Here is a 15,751-nt window from a genome sequence, read left to right as displayed (position 1 = left end):
TGAGAAATGGCGTACCTGAAAAGAGTTTTCAGATGGCTCGCGTATGTGTTCCAGCTGCGCTTTGCTAGGCCTGAATCCAAGGCCTCCTTGCGCCAGATCAGAACATCCCTATGATGGAGTTTTTCGAGTTCGACGTCATCGCCAAATCTTCTGCTTAATGCCCGGGCTGCTGCTAGGTAGATAACTTTAGTTGCTGGCCTGAGGTCGTGAGTATCATTGTATTCGCTAGCGATATCGACGATATTCAATTTTCGCTAGCTCCCATATCCTGCAATCGCAGGCTAATATTATCGAATGGCGGATGCGTGAAGATTGCACCAGGGTCCTTCAAAAGATAGCCTTTGAGCAGTTTGGATTTTCGCGGGCCGATTACCTCGCATGTCCATATATTGAGATTGTCCGGTGTCTTCCGGTTAGTTTTGAGTTTTTCAAATCCGCGTTGAACCAGCTGCCAGGTTTCAATCCCTCTCGCCTTGGCTTCCCTCTGGAGGTGAGGATGCTCCAAGGCATAGCGCTTGAATAATCCGGGGCTGACGAGAAACGCAGTGCCATCCACTGTGTGAATCAGTGCTTTGGCGTCGTTGATCACCAGCGTGTGTGAAAGCACGCCCCGCCGCGCCCAAGCTATGAAAGCTTGGCCGATATCAGCTGTGTCCTTGGCCGAAATTGCCTCTTCAGCTGAATGCTCGGCGATGCAATCAGTGAAGTTGTTTCGGGCGGCGTCAGGGAGCCGCTGGGAAGTTGAAGTTTCTAGAGATGGAGCCGCTTCACCAAAGAGCTCATCTGCTAGTGCAAGGGTCTCGTCCATGGGGTCTAAACTGGTCTGGAATGCGGGCGGCGGCAGTGTTTCCGATGAGGGCACCTCTTGTGAAGATGTGACATGAGTCACGCTTTGTGGTATCGGGAATGATGGCGTAGCGATATCGCTCACGGGTGTAGGCCGCTGCTGATCTAGCTCGGTGTCTTCCGGCTGCTCGAGTGTGAAAGTGCCCGTAAATGGAGCTGGTCGATCCGCAGGATCTGGCCAAATCAACGCGGGGGAGACCTTGAGTAAGGTGAAGGTGTTCTTCCAGCCGTGGCCGGTGTCGAGCGTTGCCTTCCAGATAGCCTTGCCCTGAGCGTTGACCTGGATGATGGCCTGGTCCTGGATCAGGTTGAAGAATGGGGCGTTCGACGTTGGGATACCTTCTACGCCTTGGGAGAGCATCAGTGCCCGCAGCTGGTCTGAGGCAGGCTTGCTGACGAGCCATAGCGCATCCTGGGTCAGCCACCCATCCGAGGGCCCATCTGGCTGGTTCAGCTTGAACTTCTCAGTGACCAGGGTGCGCAACCCATCTGCCAGTTGACGCTGGATCGTATTCTTGGGGGCTTCCATCGCACGTTGCGGGTTGGCACCGAGCTCCTGGGCGACACTCGCCTGATCTGCTTGAACGATCATCTCGCCCAGTACGCCGGCATGCTGGTATTGCCCGGCCAAGACGAAGATCAGCGATGACCATAGCTCGCGGTAGCCACTGAGCCAGTCCAGCACGTGGGGCGGCAGCACCTGGAAGTAAATGAGTGCTGAGGCAGCGCCATGAAGCTGGTAGTCGCGACCTTTGACGTATCTGAAGCGGTAGGGCTTCTCAATGCGACCGTGCCAGGGGTGCCATGGCTTGCCGTCCTCGAGGACGACCTCGATGTCGACGGCAATCTTGCCCAAGTCGTGGAGGAGGGCGCCGTAGGCTACCGCTGCTGACCACGCTTCGGCCTGGGCTGCTTGTGACTCAGGTGGTGCGCCGATGGGGAGGAGGTAGGTCTGCCGGATCTTCAGTGCGTAGGCGGCGATCTCCAGCCCGTGGTCGAGCAGGCCCCCGGGATAGGCATGGTGGTGGTTTTCCGAAGCTGGAAGCTGCTGGACCAGGTCAGCGTAGCGCCCGAGAGGATCCCGATAGAGTGAGGCGAACTGCTCGCGGGACAGCGACGTCCGCTGCCAGATATTCTCGACGAGTTTCTGCCGGCGGGGGAGCGCCAGGAGATCCTTGCCTGCAGACGGCTGGGTAAAGCCCTGTTTGCCGGGGCCTGGAGACGCTAAGGGTGGGGCTTTCTTCCTGAAAAATAGATCGAACATGGCATGCCCTTGGTAGTTCTTGGGCCTGCGTTGTCGATCAGCAGCGGTGAGCGAACAATGGTAAACCGCTATCACGGCTCAGAAGGTTGGGCCGGCGGATGGCTACTATGCCTGGGAGCCTGGGCACCCTTTGCTCTTCGCAGCCATGAAATGACCCCCAAATGTTGGACAGGGTTGGTTTCAAGCAACGAGCACTGGTCTGAACGGGAACTAGAGAGGTGGCCTCTGCGAGATCGCCTCACGCAAGGTATCAAACGATGCTTCGCTAGGACTCACCAACGCAAAGTTGTAGCCCTGTCCTGACCAATAGTCAGCCGTAACATCGCTTTCCCTACGAGATCCGTGGCCAACGTCGCGCTGGCTGTTGGGATGCCGCACATAGAAGATCACTTGGCGCCCTTTCGTATCCCGGTAGAGCACCATCGCGGCGGCGCCGGTGTCCGTGGCCATGAGACGACCACCCACTGGGATCAAGCCGAAGCGCTCCAGGTTAGGGAGGGCGGGCGCCTGCACAAATGTCCTTTCAAGCCAATGCTGAATCGCACCGTCCTGGCCGGTTACATCGACTGGCGGCCGCCCCTCGGCGCTCGCAAATAGTCGATAAGCCTCCACGGCATCCGCCATTGGAACGTGCGCCCGCCGCAGCATCGATTCCCGTGCCTGCCACCCTAAGCCGCTACCCAGGCCTAACGTCAGCACTAGCGAAGCGAGATAAGTCATACGTCTTTTACGTCTGGCGACTATCCGGTGTCGCACGACTGCTGGCATAAGGTGTGTCGGTAAAGGCTCAAGCACGGGAGAAAAAATCAGCCGTAGCCGACGATTCTGCTCGCGGATATCAGCTACCCGTGCGGCATCTTCCGGATGGGTTGCAAGATAGCGCATCACCTCCTCGTGCCGCAGCGCATCCAACTGATTGTCGGCATAAGCCATCAACTCTTCAGGAGTAGGAGGTCGATACATCATTTCAATACTCGCAAAGCGGCGGTAGCCAAAGGACTTTCGTGGATCTGTCTCAAGGCCGCGCGTGCCCGCGCCAAACGAGACATGACGGTTCCCAGTGGAATGCCAAGCGCCTGTGATACATCGCGATAGCTCATGCCTTCCACCGCGACCAACAGCAGCAGGGCACGCTGTTCGTCATTGAGTCTCTCAAGATTCGTCAACGCTTCTTGATCCAGATAGATCGTCTCAGCCGAAGGCTCAACCGGGACCTCTTGGAATCCCAGCCACTCCAACAGACGACCATAGCGGCGCTCACGACGTCGGCCATCAACGAATTGGCGGTACAGGATGGTGAACAGCCAGGCTCGCACATCACCGGCGGGACAGCGCGTGTTCCCATGCGTAAGCGCCCGTTCTAGACAACTCTGGACCAAGTCATCGGCGCTGGCTTCGTGACGAGTAAGCGATCTTGCGAAGCGACGCAGAGACGGTAGTAGCTGAGAAAGCATGGCGTCATCAAGCATGGACATTCCCCTGGTATCGCTGACAGACGCTTGAGCTGACCTTTTATTCCCCACAATTTTTATTTTTGTAGGTATGGAATAACCCAGACCGTACAAACGTCTGCATTGGAAACTCACCAGTCTGCTGGAGCGCCACGTGTTTTCAGTCAAACACCCGTTGTTGGCAGTCACCCTTCTGGTGCTCGTGCTTCCCATTGCCTGGGCCGAACCTGATAGCAGCGCCGCCACGGCGCAGGCCGACAACCGTCAGGCCATGGATCAGATGATGGCCGCGATGCACAAGCCCAGCAGTGGCAACGTAGACCGCGACTTTGTGACCCAGATGACGGCACATCACCAGGGTGCGATCGAAATGGCACGGATCCAATTGCGGTATGGCCATAACGAACGCCTACGCCGTCTGGCCCAAGAGATCATTGTCACCCAACAACAGGAAATCGCCGTCATGCAGCAGGCGCTTTCTGAATTGCCCGCCTCTCCAACTCGGTAATCCTCATGCCTCGATTGTCGCTCACCCCGCTCGCCGCTGTGTTGTTAGTAATCTCCTGCACCGCTTCAGCCGGTCAAGTTCCGCGTGCTGCTGCACAACCGGACATCACGATTAGTTCCCAAGACCGTGTGTATACGGCGGAGCAGTTCTCCAACACGGTATCGGTGATTGATCCCAGCACGGAAAAATTGCTCGGCGTCATCACCCTAGGCGACAGCCAACCCAAGAACTTGAGTCCTTTGTACAAGGGCGAGCTACTGGTGCATGGCTTGGGATTTTCGCCAGATGGGCGAACCTTGGCCGTCGTAGCGATAGGCTCGAACTCCGTGTCCTTCATCGACACCGCCAACAACCAGGTGAAGGGTAAAACCTATCTGGGTCGCGCGCCTCATGAAGCCTTTTTCACCCCTGACGGCAAAGAGCTCTGGGTCACGGTACGGGGCGAGGACTATATCGCCGTGATCGACCCGGTGACTTTCAAAGAGAAGACGCGAATTGGCGTACCGCCAGGCCCTGGCATGCAGATCTTCTCCCCTGATGGCCGCTATGGCTACGTCTGCTCCTCGTTCACTCCGGAAACCGTAGTGGTTTCGGTTGCCGAGCATCGAATTGTTGGCCGCGTCGCTCAGGCGAGTCCCTTCTGCCCCAACATCGCTGCGTCTGCAGATGGCCAACAGGTCTGGCTCACCCTAAAAGATGTCGGTAAGACCCAGGTGTTCGCAGCCAAACCGCCGTTCAGCTTGATTAAGACGCTTGATACTGGCGCGATCACTAATCACGTCAACTTGGTTCGCAATGCCCGCGGAAGCTTCGCCTATGTAACGGTAGGCGGAGAAAATCGAGTCAAGGTCTTCCGAACCGATGATTTCAGCCAAGTCGCCAGCATTCCTGTTGGCGCTTTGCCCCACGGTCTCTGGCCGTCAGGAGATGGCACGCGGTTGTACGTGGGACTAGAGAATGCTGACAGTGTGGCCGTCATCAATACGCTGACCAATAGCGTTGAAACCACTGTACCCGTGGGGCAGGCGCCCCAGGCTTTGGTCTACGTTCCCCGCGCCGCTACCCAGGGCGCTGGGCTGGCAAATCTTAAGCCGTTAGGGAGCGCCGCCAAGAGTATTCAGATCGCCCTGGCTCCGCCGGGTCAACACGAACGTCATACCACTCAGGTGACACTTTTCGACCAGGGCTTGACTCAGGTCCTGCAGGCCTCGGTTACGGGCCTGGTGGCCAAGCAGCCCTATGTACTAGCGTTGGCTCGTCATGCAGACGGTAGCGGCGCTCTTGAGTCTCTCGCCGCTTTTCAAACCAATCCCGCCGGCGCAGCTATCGTGAATGCGGTAGGACCGATACGCCAACTGGTTCAGCAATCCCAGGCGGATGAACAGCGCTACCTCGTCATCGCACCTGGTGCAGCCGATGCGCCAGGTGCTCCCGTGCAAGTGCAAGTGCTCCAATCGAAATACTAATAACCAATAACCAATAACCATCGAGGTCCAGCATGCTCAGACAAGTGTTGATTGCCACTGCCATTTTCTCCATGACAGGGCTGGCCGTGGCGGCCACGCCCGCCAAGGTTGGCGACACCACCTTGGGTAAGGTGCTTGTGGATGAAAAGGGTATGACGCTTTACACCTTCACCAAGGACAGCGAGGGTAAGTCCGCCTGCAACGGCCCGTGCGCCAAGAACTGGCCGCCGCTGATGGCACCGGCAGGGGCCAAGAGCGGTGACGGCTATACCGTAGTACAGCGTGAGGATGGTAGCCAGCAATGGGCCTATAAGGGGCAGCCACTCTATACCTGGGTAAAGGACAGCAAGCCCGGTGAAACGACCGGTGAAGGTGTCAATCAAGTCTGGCACGTCGCGAAGCCTTGATCGTGGAGCAGTCCCTGCGGACAGCGGGGACTGCTTATCTATTTAGTAGATTACTTTTTATATCATATTCAATTTTTCAGATAATCGAGCCGGGCTAGACTGTTTGCATTCTTCAGCGGAGCTCACCTCATGACATTAAAGGATGCTATAGCCCTGCGCACCGGCGGCAAGCCGCTCAGCCAGCTCAAGCAGCCGCTCGAAGTCGTTCGCCAGTTCACCCCCAACTGGTTTGCGGCAACGATGGGCACCGGTATTTTGGCAATCGCCTTAGCGAGTTTTCCCGCGTCGGTACCCGGCTTGCGTCTGATCGCCGAAGGACTGTGGCTGTTCAACATTTTGCTTTTCGTTCTATTCAGCGGCTTGTATGCCGCTCGCTGGATCTTGTTCTACAACGAAGCCAAGCAAATTTTTGCCCACTCCACCGTATCGATGTTCTTCGGCACCATTCCGATGGGGTTGGCAACAATCATCAACGGGATGCTGATCTTTGGGCTGCCACGATGGGGTGAGGTGGCTGTCACGATTGCCACCGGACTTTGGTGGGTCGATGCGGCCATGGCACTGGTTTGCGGAGTAGCGATTCCGTACCTGATGTTTACTCGTCAGCAGCACAGCATCGATCAAATGACGGCGGTATGGTTGCTACCTGTGGTAGCCGCCGAAGTGGCCGCTGCCAGTGGCGGGCTGTTGGCACCGCACCTAGCCGATGGCGGGCACCAATTCACCGTGCTGGTGACCAGCTATGTGCTTTGGGCCTATTCGGTACCTGTCGCCCTAAGTGTCCTCGTGATCCTGCTATTGCGGATGGCACTGCACAAGCTGCCTCACGAGAACATGGCTGCATCGAGCTGGTTATCGCTTGGCCCCATTGGTACAGGTGCGTTGGGTCTGCTCGTGATGGGCAGCGACGCGCCGGTCATCTTCGCTGCTCACGGTATGGCCGGAATTGGCGCCGTCGCGCAGGGGCTAGGCGTAATTGGCGGGATCCTACTATGGGGACTCGGCTTGTGGTGGATGAGCCTTGCCATACTGATCACGCTGAAGTACGCGCGCCACGGCATCCCTTTCAACCTGGGATGGTGGGGTTTTACTTTTCCACTGGGCGTCTATGCCGTCACGACGCTACGTTTGGGAAGCACGCTTGGGTCAGGTTTCCTTACCGTCTTCGGTGCCTTTTTGGTCGTCGCCTTGACTGCTCTGTGGGCGGTGGTCGCGGGACGCACCCTAGCCGGTGCCTACCGCGGGACGCTGTTCGTCTCGCCTTGCATTGCTCATCTGCAACCACGCAAATGAGGTCGATTAGGTGGCGCCTCGCTGAGCAACGCTACCAAGCTAGGACCATCAGCCCACTCTCTACGACGAGTGAGCTGATGAGTCCGCAAATGGGGCTCAGTGAAAGCCATCCCTTGATGCCGTTGGTTACCGCGGCCGCCTTAACCGATTCAAAGGTGCGTCAGCTCAGGACGAGGATGACTCTGTCTCTTGGGAAGGGCGGTGGCGTCCTACCGTGCCAATCTCGGCAGGCGTCTTGATGTAGAACAGTGCCAAGTCTTCCGATTCGAGGCGTTGAAACAGCATGTCGTGTTGAATTTGAGTCAGCGCCATCGTTACCTGGATGGGCTGATCGGCAAGCTCAAAAAAATGAGCGGAGTGGCGTTTTCCATCTTGGCCAAAGCCTTCAGCCGCCACTGACAACGTTGCGCCACTTAGGTGAAGCTCTTTAGCAAGATCCAGAAGCCAATCTCCAATCTGCTGATGTTCATGGCGACGATTTTGTTCGGTATAGAACGTAACGAGATAGTCGTTCATGCTATTGCCTTTAGCGTGGGTGCAGCAGGTTGATGGTCAAGATACCCAGGGCTGTCATGCACAGGGACCCCACGACATGAACGCTGATTGCAGTCAGCGCCATGAGCAGCCTTCCTTGCTGGATTAGCATCAGTGTCTCAGCAGAAAACGTCGAGAAGGTGGTTAAGCCGCCGCAAAATCCGGTGATCAGAAACAGCCGCCATTCAGGCGCAATCCCGGGCCAAGCAGCGAAGATGGCTACGGCCATTCCGATGATGTAGCCACCTACAAGATTCGCAACGACCGTCCCAGGCGGGAGCGACGGGAACCAGGCATTTAGCTTCAAGCCCAGTATCCAACGGAGCCAGGCACCCAAGGTCGCACCGAGTGCGATGGCTATGAGCGGCTTCAGCATGGAACGTCTCCCAAGGGGAATGGAAGACTAGGGGCCGGGGAGGGATATGGTCGGTGCATAGCGCTGTCCTCGAAAAAGACAGGGCGCACCTACGCACCCTGCCAAGGGGTTACGTAGGCATCATCAGCACGAGGCGGTTTGAGGAGGAATGCCATCTCCTTAGCGGATCATAGCAGCGCAGCAGATGACTTTGAAGATGGCTCGTTCTTGAAGCCGACATGCCTGCCACTGCTTATTGAGACCCGGAGCATGCCTGCACTCCTCAAACGCCGAGGGTCTAGAAACCGATCGACTCTGCGGTAGCTATGAGGCAAACGTCCTATTCGTCACAGGTATTCACAGCTTTCGCTATTGCCAGACGATATTCAGCTGGACTGCGCCCACCCAGTGCCAATTTGATTCGCTCCTTATTGTAGTAGTCGATATAGGCCCGAATTGCTACTGCCAGCTCCTCTACGCTTGAGAACCTGTTGCAGTGGAAAAGCTCAGATTTTAGTACTGCAAAAAAGCTTTCCATTGCCGCATTGTCGAGGCAATTGGCTCGCCTTGACATACTCTGAGTCAGTCCATGCTGACGGATCAGCTGTTGGTAGGCAGGGTATTGATAGTGCCAGCCTTGATCGGAATGGATGAGCGGTTTCTCATGAGGCCGAAGGGTCTTCAATCCGTCTTTCAACATACGTAAGACCATCTCGAACGATGGGCGCTCACTTATCTCGAAAGCCACAATTTCCTTATTGAAGAGGTCAAGAATCGGTGACAGGTATAGCCGGTTTTGATTGACACGAAACTCCGTTATGTCAGTCGCCCACCGCTGATTGGGCTGCGGTGCGGTAAAGCGGCGTTCCAGCAGGTTAGGCGCCACGCAGGACTCCGGCCCTGTGAATGGACGATAGCGACGGCGTCGCAGCGTGCACTTTAACGACATTTCGCCCATCAGCCGCTGTACTGCCTTGTGATTGATCTGCTGCCCCTGATTGCGTAGCGCCTGCGTGATGCGGCGATAGCCATAGCGACCCCGATGATGCGCGAACATCGTCCGGATGCTCTCTTTGCGGGCACCTTGTTTGTCTGGTTGGCGAGTGACCTTGAGGTGGTAGTAGAAGCTGCTTCGAGGAAGACATGCTCCCTGAAGAAGCGCATCAAGTGGATATCGTGACCGCAACTCCTGCACGATAAGTGCTTTCTGCTGATTGTCCAGGTCACTGTCCTTGAGACCCAAGCTCATGGCTTTGCGCAGAAAGGCGTTTTTGACCTGCAGATAGGCAACCTGCTTTTCCAGCTCTCGGACTGGGTTTGCGATGTGGGGCTTGAAAGCGGATGGATCTGGAACGGGAAGAAGGGGCAAGGAGTCACCTCTGCGTTTGCTGGCCAACCCCTCGATACCATACCTCTGCCACGCATCGACCCAGCGCTGCATTTGGGAGCGATTGAGACTAAATCGCTCACTAGCCCGTCGGATTGATAGGCCTTCGACGATCTGTCGCACCACCTCGATCTTGAAATCGATGCTGTGATAACGATAACGCTTTTGTAGAGCCGCTTTTCCGTGATTGGCATAGGCGCCAATCCATCCTTTTACCTGCACCACGCTGACGTCATGCACCCTAGCGAGGTGGCCGTAGCTGCAATCGCCCTTTTGGTACTGAGCGACGATCTTCAATTTGAACGCTAGAGAGTACTTGGGCATGGTACGCCTTCAAGGCAGCGTCCAACTTTCGGGGGTCATTTCACCAACTGCGGAGCCCTTTCTGGTAGGGCTTTTACCCTTGGAGCCCCCTTCCATTCCCTCCTTTGCTCCAGCCCATTTTCGCCTCTAAATCCTTGAATGATGTGACAAAAAACTCAATTCTCGAAGGGCTTTAGCACGACAAAGCTGTTGCAGGCTAGTGAGCTGGGGCGTATACATGATGTCATAACGCAATCCCTATCGAGCATTTGGGGCTAAGCAAATCATGAGAAAGTCAGCTGCGAATTCTATAGGTCAAGGGTTGGGTAAGTTGGTCGTTGGCCTCCTTAGCCTTGAATCTCGCTTCTTTACCATGTTGTGCGGTGGTGGCGTTCCGACCGCCATGGCAGCTCGCTTGAAGTGGTTGTTGCGCATTGCGGTGGTAGGAGGGATTGCTTTCCTGTCTCTCGGGCTGTTTTTTATCGTCGGATGCCTACTGGTAGCTGTATTCGCCCTTAAGTTAATCAGCTCTAGCAACGCTGATGATTCATCTCAAAATTCTGCATCTATCCAGTCGGTAGGGTGGAAGGATGGCGATCAGGGCTATGGTTTCTACGATGCGTTCGGTGTGCGAGATCACAACGTTAAGTAGTGGGTCAGGCGTTACGTCCGACCCACGTCTCAACTATTCCTTGCTTTGAGTTGCGCTCGATACCATCCCGCCAGTGACCTTACTTTGGGCTGTTGCACCTATGGATCCACTCTGCTGCTGAGCTGATCTAGTGCCGTTGCCCAGTCCATCCAAAGCTCCGCCCACCTTGAAGCCAGTCCAAGAAACAGCTGTCATCCAAAACGCTGGCAGGATCAAAAACATCGCACCCATGACATAGTTCAGCAGCATGTCTCCCTGCATGTTGCTCAGGCCAATGATGGGATCGAAATTGGCGTGTGGTGCGGTGTTATTCACCTTGTAGATCCCTGTGCCATACAGAGCGTCCATGATAGTGCTATCGACCCATCTGGCCAGTTGCAGCCAGAAGTCTACGAAGATCAATGCGAACTGGGCGAAGGTGAGCGTCATGGCCACCTTGAGATCATAGGTGCCCAGTACCAGCACGATAGGGATGCAGATGATGAACGCCATCTTGAGGAAGGCCATCACCATCGGCGCGGCTTGACGAATGCTGTCCATGGCCGGGAAGTACGCGAGCGATCCCACTGCCTGTCCTAGGCCAGCTGTGACCCTGGCGGCGTCGTTGTAAAGCGAGCTGCCAATCTGGCCGCCGTAGTCCCCGTACACCTGCCCCTGCGTCAGCGTCTGCTTCTTCGGTGACACCAGGTCCCGAATCACTGAGTCACTCACCTCGTCCTGAGACATGAAGCTCGCCCATTTGGCCAGCTTGGTGAGGGTGTCAGGTTCAACCTGTGCCAGCAGTCGTGCCTTGAGCCCTTTTGAGCCGTCTGACCACCACCGGGTACAAGTGGGGTAGCCCCCGCCACCGGTCGTCTGTGCCAGACCTGCGTCCCGAGTTGCATCGTAGGGCCAGGCCGTCCGTGGCGTATGGGAGCGGAAGCCTGAGCTGCCATCGCTGTAGTAGCCACTAGTGCTGAGAAAATATTTCGAGCCGATCCAGCTCACGTCCAGGTACTGCTTGTCCGTCAGGGTGGGCTGAGTCATGAACAGCTTGGCGCGAGCCCGGGCGTAGCAATCGTTGGTGAAGTCTGCGACCTCCTGGGCGAGGAGGGGATTGTCGATCCGCTCGGCATTCACCTCCATGCGCAGCTGCTGCAGGTCCTGGCCACAGGGAATGCTGGCCACGGCGGCCGCGGCTGCACCCTTGGACAGCGCGTGGATTACCATCCACCACACCGGTACCTGGGCGCTCTTGCCGTTGAGGGTGCTGAAGGACGTCGCCCAGCCCGTCCCGTCAGGCTTGGGTACGTCGACTTGGCATTGCTTAGACCGTGTCTGGTCGTACTGGATAGTCGAGAAGCTGATAGTCGCTGCAGTGGACGGCATGAGCCCCAGCATTATGACGAAGATGGCTGCATAGAACCGATTTTCGATCCTGGCCAAGCTGAGGATGCCTTTGTTGCCTTCGTCTTGGCCCTCGCCGCGGGCGCGCAACCACTCCTGAATGATGATGGCGGCGAACGGCGCGGCAAACAGACCTGTCCCGCCGATCGTCTCCCAGATCCCGCTGTTGATGATCCAGCCCACCAGGGTCAGGTAGTACTCGAGGTAGTCGTTGGTATAGAGCTGCATGGCGATCTCCTACAGCATGCCGGCATTGCGCAATTCGAAGAGACCGATGACCAATACGGCCATCACTTCGCAGCGATAGAGACGTCCGCGATCATTGGCCTCGGCGATAAGGCGCTTCCGGCATGGCCACCAGAAGCTCACCAGACCGGCGTATAGGCAGATCCGCCATACCAGAAAGTGGGTGTGATTATCGGCCTGCCACTGCCGATAGCTCTGCAGGTCGCCGAAGCCCCAGGCCGCGACCAGGACGAAGGCCAGGGCGAGACAGACCGCGAGTAGGAAGGGCCACAGCAGTGACCAGGAGAGACGAAGGCCACGCCGGCCGATCCGGAAGCCGGCACGAACGCGCTGAGTCCAGGAAGAGGTCGTCATGCTCATTCGCCCTTCTTCGCCGGATTTTCGGTGCGATCCAGGCGATTCGGCAGCGGATCACCCTGGAAGATGCCCTTTGAAGCGTCCTTGCGGATCGATGCGCGCTGCAGGATGGTGGTGGGCGAGTTGCCGGCCAGCTCCCGGCGCATATCCAGTTCGGTCTTAAGGTTCTGGATCTCTGCCTGCAGGTTGGCAGCGCTCTGGTCGACCTGCGTCTGGGCGACCTGGTTAGCGGCGACGTTGGGCTCCTGTCGGCCAGCGGTCAAGGTACGGACCAGCGACAGCGCCTTCTCGATGACATCGGCTAGCGAGACCTCGGACACAAGCCGCTTGGCCAGCACGTCTTGGTCCTGCTCGGTACGTAACGACTCGATGATGCCGCGGGTGATCGGGATGGAGTTGCTGCCAGCCGCTGCCAGGTTCTCGGCGGTCATCGGCTGGGTACCGGCGATCAGCGCATTCACCGCTTTGAGCTTGGTGTCGTAGGTCTCCTGGATCAGCGGGGTAAGTCCCACACCGGCCTGAGTCACCGTCTTCTGGCAGTTGTCGCAGGTCTGCTGTTGTTGCTCGCCCAGAACCCGGGTGGCGAAGGTCGCGGCTTCCTGCGGTGACGACCAGGTGCTGCAGACGAGGCCGCCGTTGCAGCTGCTAGCCGGAATCGAGCCGGTAGCGGTAGGAGAGCGGCCGCTGAGCATGTTGTAACCGGCCTTGGTAACGTCACCGACCACCTTGATGGGCTGCTGGCCACTGCCGCCGGCCTTGCTCCCGCCGACCCAGGTAACGCCGTCATTCCCGCTCTTCTGTTCGACTTGGTTGATCGCGGCGACCGCATCGGTGGTGCCGGCGGTGGCCGACTTCATCGCCTCTCCCTCGGCGAGCTTGTTCCAGCCGACCTGGCTGCCGGCGACGTCGAGCATCTTGTCGGCGATCGCGCGGCAGGTGCCCTTCGAGCGATCGAAGTCCAGACGTGCCTGGCCAATGCCGTTGGTGATGAGGTTGTACAGGCCTGGGTTCGCGCGCTGCAGAATCAAGCCGGGTAGGGAAGCAACGGCGCCGGTGGCGTTCTGCAGCACCGTGCTCATGATGGTCTGAAAGCCCTGGGTGGCACCGTTGAGCTGGTTTTGCAGGGTGTTGGTGAGGCTCATGTTTCCGCAGATCAGATTGGTGTTCCAGCCACCGCCAATCTGGATGCTGTCCATGTTGCCGACGCTGCCCATCGATACGGCATTACCACCACCGACGCTGTAGAGCACATCGTCACCGATGACGCTGCCCTGCGACTGCACACGGTAGGGATCGGCCGCCTGGACAGCGCTGCCGAGAAGAAGGCCGGCCAGGCAGGTGCTGGCCAGCTGGGTGAGGCGAGAGGTATTCATGATCGACGTCTCCCTGATCATTGAAAGTCGGTGCTGCCCAGGAAGACCTGGCCTTCGCGCTTGCAGCAGCTGTAGGGGCGCCACAGCGCCCAGGCATAGGCGCCCACGGCGTCCTGGATGTGTGGGCCTGGGTTGGGGAAGGCAGCGCAGCTCTGGCTTAACGTGGGCGCAAGCTCCTGCCACTTGCCGGTGGTGGCATCGCCCTCGAGCAGCTCACCCGCGGGCCAGTAGCCGTCTTCTGGCTGGGCCAGCAGCGACTGGTAGGCGTGGATCTGGCCGGAGCGCGTGACCACGTCGCCCGCGCGCTGGGCCATGACCGCCGCGGCCTTGTAGTCATCGGGCTGATGCAGGAAGCCGCTGCGCGGATAGATATTGCCCCAGAGGTCGCCGGATAAGGTGCCGCCCACTTCGCGCTTGCCTGGAATAAGGGCCTCCGGGTACACAGCCTCGGGGATGCCGTACCGCCAGGCCAGGTAGTCATAGTTGCTCAGGAGGTAAGGCATGTAGGCGGTACCCGCGCCCTTGCAGGTATAGCCGGAGCCGCTGGCGAACTGGCTGAAGGCGTAGCCGCCCGGGTGGCCGATGACGTCGGCGTTCTTGAACCGAGCGCTTATGGTGGTGTTGGCCTGGGTCGCGCTGTCGCCAGGGTTATTGCCGCCGGCGGCGACACTGCTGACGGGACTGAATGAGGCCATCTCCGTCCACGGATTCTCGCCGGTATTGGCGTAGCTGGACACCACGGCGTCGGGCACGAAATGCCGGACCTTGGCGGAGGTCTTGACCTTGCAGCCGTAGTGGGTGCAGAACAGCCAGTAGCAGATGCCAACCACCTTGTATTCGAGGCACTCAGGCGAAAGTGAAGACGACACAATCGTTGCGGTGGTGACCGCCGCCGTGGCCTGCAGGCTGGTCGCAATAGGGATGGCCAGCGCAAGGCGCCGCAGGCGTTGCAGAGGCCGAGTCATCGTCCGCTACTCCGGTAGCGCTCGATGCTGGCCACGGCGGCTGCCACGTCGGGCTGGCCGTAGACCACATACTGATGATCCACTACGACGGCCGGCAGCTTGGTCACCCCCAGACTCCAGGCGTCGGCAACGTCCTGGTGCGCCATGGCCAGATCTCTGCCCAGCTGCTGCGCCGACGCCGAGCGCATCCGTTGCTGCATGATGGCCGCGGCTTGCCGCGGATCTGCCGGCAGGCCTTCAGAGAGCTTCTGCTCAAGGCGTTCAGGGGCATCCAAGAGCACCACCTGGGCGCCGACGCTGTTGGTGAGGGGATGAGTGGCGTCGGAGATGGCAAGCACGTCCGCTGCTGCGAAAGGTGCGCAGCAGGCGGCAAGGGCGCAGATCAGCCAGCGGAGCGGCCGCCCAGCAGGGGAGCGGGAAGGTAGAGAGTGCATGCGCAGTACCAGGCAAAGGATTGGCTGGTACAGGAAACGCGATCAGGAAGGCTGGGTCAGCGGGAAACCATATCCAGGTCGCTGGAGGTTGAGATTTTTATGGACGCCAATCCGTAGTCTGCTGCCTATCAAGCCTTCACTTCAGCCGGCGACGACTTGCGTACCATACTGCGGTACAGCTGAAAGCTTGATCTGCTTAACTTCCTGTAATTGCCGGATAAAACGGAGCCCAGTGCTACGACTGGGCTCGATTTGCATTAGGTAAACGTTAGCGGGGAGCAGGATCCTGGTCGTCGTCTTCGCCAGATACCGGATCCTCAGGAGCGTCCGGATCAACATCTGGCTGATCCACTGGATCTGTATCGTCAGGATGCAACGGCTCGGCTGGATCAGGTTCGGTTGCATGCGCTCGTAGAGATCTTGCTGACATCGTATCTGGTCCGAGCAAAGACCTTGCGATTAACGCTGCCGCGCTCGGCGAGCTGGATCTTTGCCACCTACTTGTAGGAGTGATCATTTGCCAC

The 15,751-nt window shown here is 58.0% G+C and carries 16 protein-coding genes and 1 riboswitch; of the genes, 5 read left to right on the top strand and 11 right to left on the bottom strand.

The features are described 5' to 3' along the window. Positions 1-244: 244 nt before the first annotated feature. The 3 genes from mobH to PSK12I2_RS0107690 form a co-directional block, all read right to left on the bottom strand. Positions 245-2,110 carry a MobH family relaxase gene (mobH, locus tag PSK12I2_RS0107700; RefSeq protein WP_027597939.1) on the bottom strand — a complete coding sequence of 622 codons (1,866 nt, stop codon included), beginning with the start codon at positions 2,108-2,110 and terminating at the stop codon, positions 245-247. Between the two features lie 210 nt (positions 2,111-2,320). Next, positions 2,321-3,043 carry an anti-sigma factor gene (locus PSK12I2_RS0107695; RefSeq protein ID WP_108576350.1) on the bottom strand — a complete coding sequence of 241 codons (723 nt, stop codon included), beginning with the start codon at positions 3,041-3,043 and terminating at the stop codon, positions 2,321-2,323. Positions 3,044-3,072: 29 nt separating this feature from the next. Continuing rightward, the gene (locus PSK12I2_RS0107690) at positions 3,073-3,585 is read right to left on the bottom strand and encodes an RNA polymerase sigma factor (protein WP_027597937.1); all 513 of its coding nucleotides are present in this window, start codon (positions 3,583-3,585) and stop codon (positions 3,073-3,075) included. 130 nt (positions 3,586-3,715) lie between these two features. On the opposite strand from PSK12I2_RS0107690, the gene PSK12I2_RS23855 reads away from it, so the two are divergent. The 4 genes from PSK12I2_RS23855 to PSK12I2_RS0107670 all read left to right on the top strand — a co-directional run bounded on the left by PSK12I2_RS23855 (position 3,716) and on the right by PSK12I2_RS0107670 (position 7,235). Beyond that, positions 3,716-4,069, top strand: a complete 354-nt coding sequence (locus tag PSK12I2_RS23855; RefSeq protein WP_051398701.1) for a DUF305 domain-containing protein — start codon at positions 3,716-3,718, stop codon at positions 4,067-4,069. A 5-nt stretch (positions 4,070-4,074) separates the two neighbouring features. Further along, positions 4,075-5,535: a YncE family protein gene (locus PSK12I2_RS0107680; protein ID WP_037007585.1), complete on the top strand. Its 1,461-nt coding sequence runs from the start codon at positions 4,075-4,077 to the stop codon at positions 5,533-5,535. A 32-nt stretch (positions 5,536-5,567) separates the two neighbouring features. Continuing rightward, on the top strand, positions 5,568-5,942 hold the full coding sequence (locus tag PSK12I2_RS0107675) for a hypothetical protein (RefSeq protein WP_027597935.1): 375 nt from the start codon (positions 5,568-5,570) through the stop codon (positions 5,940-5,942). 129 nt (positions 5,943-6,071) lie between these two features. Next, entirely contained in the window at positions 6,072-7,235 is a 1,164-nt protein-coding gene (locus PSK12I2_RS0107670; RefSeq protein WP_027597934.1) for a TDT family transporter, read from the top strand. 165 nt (positions 7,236-7,400) lie between these two features. On the opposite strand, the gene PSK12I2_RS0107665 is transcribed toward PSK12I2_RS0107670, so the two are convergent. From PSK12I2_RS0107665 to PSK12I2_RS24565, 3 genes are all read right to left on the bottom strand, one after another. Continuing rightward, positions 7,401-7,751, bottom strand: a complete 351-nt coding sequence (locus tag PSK12I2_RS0107665) for a DUF190 domain-containing protein (protein ID WP_027597933.1) — start codon at positions 7,749-7,751, stop codon at positions 7,401-7,403. Positions 7,752-7,761: 10 nt separating this feature from the next. Next, positions 7,762-8,145 (bottom strand): fluoride efflux transporter CrcB, encoded by a 384-nt coding sequence (crcB, locus tag PSK12I2_RS0107660; protein ID WP_027597932.1) that lies wholly within the window; start codon positions 8,143-8,145, stop codon positions 7,762-7,764. A gap of 107 nt (positions 8,146-8,252) precedes the next feature. After that, positions 8,253-8,313: riboswitch (Fluoride riboswitch) on the bottom strand. Between the two features lie 151 nt (positions 8,314-8,464). After that, positions 8,465-9,835, bottom strand: a complete 1,371-nt coding sequence (locus PSK12I2_RS24565) for an IS3 family transposase (RefSeq protein ID WP_081049679.1) — start codon at positions 9,833-9,835, stop codon at positions 8,465-8,467. 265 nt (positions 9,836-10,100) lie between these two features. Here PSK12I2_RS24565 and PSK12I2_RS25445 point away from each other — a divergent pair, with 265 nt between their 5' ends. Beyond that, positions 10,101-10,466, top strand: coding sequence for a DUF3742 family protein (locus PSK12I2_RS25445; protein ID WP_084222075.1), 366 nt, complete (start codon positions 10,101-10,103; stop codon positions 10,464-10,466). A 33-nt stretch (positions 10,467-10,499) separates the two neighbouring features. Here PSK12I2_RS25445 and PSK12I2_RS0107650 read toward each other — a convergent pair whose 3' ends face one another. From PSK12I2_RS0107650 to PSK12I2_RS0107630, 5 genes are read right to left on the bottom strand one after another with little or no spacing between them, the layout of a single operon-like run. Further along, positions 10,500-12,080, bottom strand: a complete 1,581-nt coding sequence (locus tag PSK12I2_RS0107650; RefSeq protein WP_027597930.1) for a conjugal transfer protein TraG N-terminal domain-containing protein — start codon at positions 12,078-12,080, stop codon at positions 10,500-10,502. Between the two features lie 9 nt (positions 12,081-12,089). Then, positions 12,090-12,452, bottom strand: coding sequence for a hypothetical protein (locus tag PSK12I2_RS0107645; protein ID WP_156930131.1), 363 nt, complete (start codon positions 12,450-12,452; stop codon positions 12,090-12,092). 2 nt (positions 12,453-12,454) lie between these two features. Continuing rightward, complete coding sequence (locus tag PSK12I2_RS0107640) at positions 12,455-13,828, bottom strand: integrating conjugative element protein (protein WP_084222074.1); 1,374 nt, start codon at positions 13,826-13,828, stop codon at positions 12,455-12,457. Between the two features lie 17 nt (positions 13,829-13,845). Then, positions 13,846-14,793: a TIGR03756 family integrating conjugative element protein gene (locus PSK12I2_RS0107635; RefSeq protein WP_027597927.1), complete on the bottom strand. Its 948-nt coding sequence runs from the start codon at positions 14,791-14,793 to the stop codon at positions 13,846-13,848. Then, complete coding sequence (locus tag PSK12I2_RS0107630; RefSeq protein ID WP_084222081.1) at positions 14,790-15,131, bottom strand: TIGR03757 family integrating conjugative element protein; 342 nt, start codon at positions 15,129-15,131, stop codon at positions 14,790-14,792. Before PSK12I2_RS0107630 ends, PSK12I2_RS0107635 begins: the two co-directional genes overlap by 4 nt. Positions 15,132-15,751: the final 620 nt, after the last annotated feature.

It is taken from the genome of Pseudomonas sp. MOIL14HWK12:I2 (genome assembly GCF_000510745.1).
Lineage (GTDB): Bacteria > Pseudomonadota > Gammaproteobacteria > Pseudomonadales > Pseudomonadaceae > Chryseomonas > Chryseomonas oryzihabitans.
Note: the sequence above shows the minus strand (reverse complement) of the source record. Positions and strands in the feature narration are given on the sequence as shown.